Annotated in this window: 4 protein-coding genes; 3 read left to right on the forward strand and 1 reads right to left on the reverse strand. The window is 72.3% G+C overall.

The window, feature by feature from the left end:
- Nucleotides 1–223 (reverse strand): TetR/AcrR family transcriptional regulator (locus AC1DUQ_RS20565; RefSeq protein ID WP_477074505.1); only part of this gene is annotated, 223 nt, incomplete at its 3' end.
- A gap of 50 nt (nucleotides 224–273) precedes the next feature.
- Here AC1DUQ_RS20565 and AC1DUQ_RS20570 point away from each other — a divergent pair.
- The 3 genes from AC1DUQ_RS20570 to fucO all read left to right on the forward strand — a co-directional run bounded on the left by AC1DUQ_RS20570 (nucleotide 274) and on the right by fucO (nucleotide 2,477).
- A complete protein-coding gene (locus AC1DUQ_RS20570) occupies nucleotides 274–741 on the forward strand; it encodes a hypothetical protein (protein ID WP_477059758.1) in 468 nt (155 codons plus the stop codon).
- A gap of 1 nt (nucleotide 742) precedes the next feature.
- Nucleotides 743–1,219: a flavodoxin family protein gene (locus AC1DUQ_RS20575; RefSeq protein ID WP_477059757.1), complete on the forward strand. Its 477-nt coding sequence runs from the start codon at nucleotides 743–745 to the stop codon at nucleotides 1,217–1,219.
- 106 nt (nucleotides 1,220–1,325) lie between these two features.
- Nucleotides 1,326–2,477, forward strand: coding sequence for a lactaldehyde reductase (gene fucO / locus AC1DUQ_RS20580; protein ID WP_477059756.1), 1,152 nt, complete (start codon nucleotides 1,326–1,328; stop codon nucleotides 2,475–2,477).
- Nucleotides 2,478–2,492 lie beyond the last annotated feature (15 nt).

Here is a 2,492-nt window from a genome sequence, read left to right on the forward strand (position 1 = left end):
GCTCCGCGTTGCGCACCACGCGCAGGAGGACCTGCTGGAGGAAGTCGGCCTTCGTCGGCCAGTGCCGGTACGCGGTGGCCCGCGAGACGCCGGACGCCGTGATCGCCTCCTCGAGGCTGATGTGGTCGAGGCCGACCGTGAGCCCGCGTTGCCGGATCAGCTCGACCGCGGCGTCGATCACCCGGGATCCGGCGCTCCCGGTCCGTTGACTCGTCTGAGACATGATGTCTATTCTGCATGAGACATCATGTCTCATCGAGTCGGGAGCCCCCCGTGCCAGCTCATGCCCTCCTCGGCCTGGTCGCTCTGCTGCTGTCCGTGCTGGCGGCGCTGACCGCCCTCGTCTACGTCGGGGTTGCCCGCACCCGGCACGCGATGCGCTGGCCCGTCGTCGTCCTCGGCGTCCTGGCACTGACGGCCATCGGTTTCGCAGGCGAGGCGGGCAAGACGCTGCTGACCGCCGTCGAGTCCCTGGGCTCCGCCGACGAGGTGCTGGCCGCGCAGGCGCACGGCCACGGCTCCGACGCCCTGACCACGTCGGTGTTCCTCCTGGTCGCGTCGACGCTGGCCACGGTCTGGGGACCGTTGCGCCCGACGCAGCCCGCCGGAGGCACCGCGGCACGCTGGTGGGCCGCGGTCGTCGGCGTGCTCGCCGTGACGACGCTGGTCTCGGCGGTGGTCGTGCTCGGGCACGCGCTCGAGGCCGTCACCGCCGGCAACCCGGCGTGGCAGGTGGGCTGACGTGCGCGTCCTGATCGTCGTCGAGTCGCTGTTCGGGAACACCCACGCCATCGCCCAGGCGGTCGCCGACCGGCTGCAGGAGGACGGCGCCGAGGTGAGGCTGGTCGACGCCACGTCCGCCGCCCCGAACCTCGACGGTGCCGATCTCGTCCTGGCGGGCGCGCCGACGCACAACCTCGGCCTACCGACCGAGAAGTCGCGCGCGTCGGCCGTCGACCGCGGCGCGCAGCCCGTGAGCTCCGGCCTGCGCGAGTGGATCGGAGCCCTGGAGGCGTCGAGCACGCCGGTCGTCACGTTCGCGACCAGGGTCCAGGGCCGGTTCTCCGGCTCCGCCAGCAAGGCGGCCGTGAAGCTCCTGCGGCGCCGCGGGATCGATGCTCGGCAGGGCACCGACTTCGTCGTCGCCGGCACCACCGGGCCGCTGACCGAGGGCGAGACCGCCCGCGCCCGGGAGTGGGCCGGCACCCTGCACGGCTGACGCAGACCAGGACCTTGTGCCCTGCCCGACGGCGGAGCGTGCGCGCTTGGATGGGTCCTGAATCGATTCACGGCGTCATCGACGACGCCACGAAGGAGGCTGCACGATGTCGCACCGCATGATCTGGAACCAGACGGCGTACTTCGGCCCCGGCTCGATCGAGGTCGTCCCCGACGAGCTGACCCGGCGCGGGTTCACCAAGGCTTTCGTCGTGTCCGACGCGGTCCTCGTCGAGACGGGCGTGACCGCGCGCGTCACCGAACTGCTCGACACCGCCGGCTTCCCGTACGAGGTCTACAGCGACGTCCAGGCGAACCCCACGATCGAGAACGTGCAGGCCGGCGTGGCAGCCTTTGCCGCCGCGGGCGCGGACGTGCTCGTCGCGATCGGTGGCGGCTCACCCCAGGACACGTGCAAGGCGATCGGGATCATCTCCGCCAACCCCGAGTTCGCCGACGTCCGCTCGCTCGAGGGCGTCGCCCCGACCACGCACCCCTCCGTCCCGATCGTCGCGATCCCCACGACGGCCGGCACCGCGTCCGAGACGACGATCAACTACGTCCTCACCGACGTCGAGCGGCAGCGGAAGTTCGTCTGCGTGGACCCTCACGACATCCCCGTGCTGGCCGTCGTCGACCCGCAGATGATGTCCACCGCCCCGCGCTCCCTCAAGGTCGCCACGGGGCTCGACGCCCTGACGCACGCGATCGAGGGCTACATCACGCAGGGCGCGTGGGAGCTGTCCGACCTGTTCCACCTCAAGGCCATCCAGGTCATCGCCACGTCCCTGCAGGCTGCCGCGGACGGCGACGAGGCCGCGGCCGAGCGGATGGCGCTCGGGCAGTACGTGGCCGGCATGGGCTACTCGAACGTCGGCCTCGGCCTGGTGCACGCCATGGCGCACCCGCTCGGCGCGTTCTACTCGGCCCCGCACGGCGTGGCCAACGGGATCCTGCTCGCGCCGGTCATGGCGTTCAACGCGTCGGCCAGCGGGGAGAAGTACCGCGACATCGCCGCCGCGTTCGGGGTCGCCGACGCCCAGACGATGCCCCTCGACGACGCCCGCACGGCCGCGGTCGCCGCCGTCGCCGCCCTCACCCGTCAGCTGGGGAACCCGACCGCCCTTCGCGAGGTCGGCGCCACCGAGACCGACGTCGCCGCGCTGGCGAAGGCGGCGTTCGAGGACGTCTGCGCCGGCGGCAACCCGCGCGAGGCGTCCGTGGCGGACATCGAGGAGCTGTACCGCTCGCTGCTGTGACGGACAGGCTGGCGG

It is taken from the genome of Cellulomonas sp. P4_B5_2, assembly GCF_056402235.1.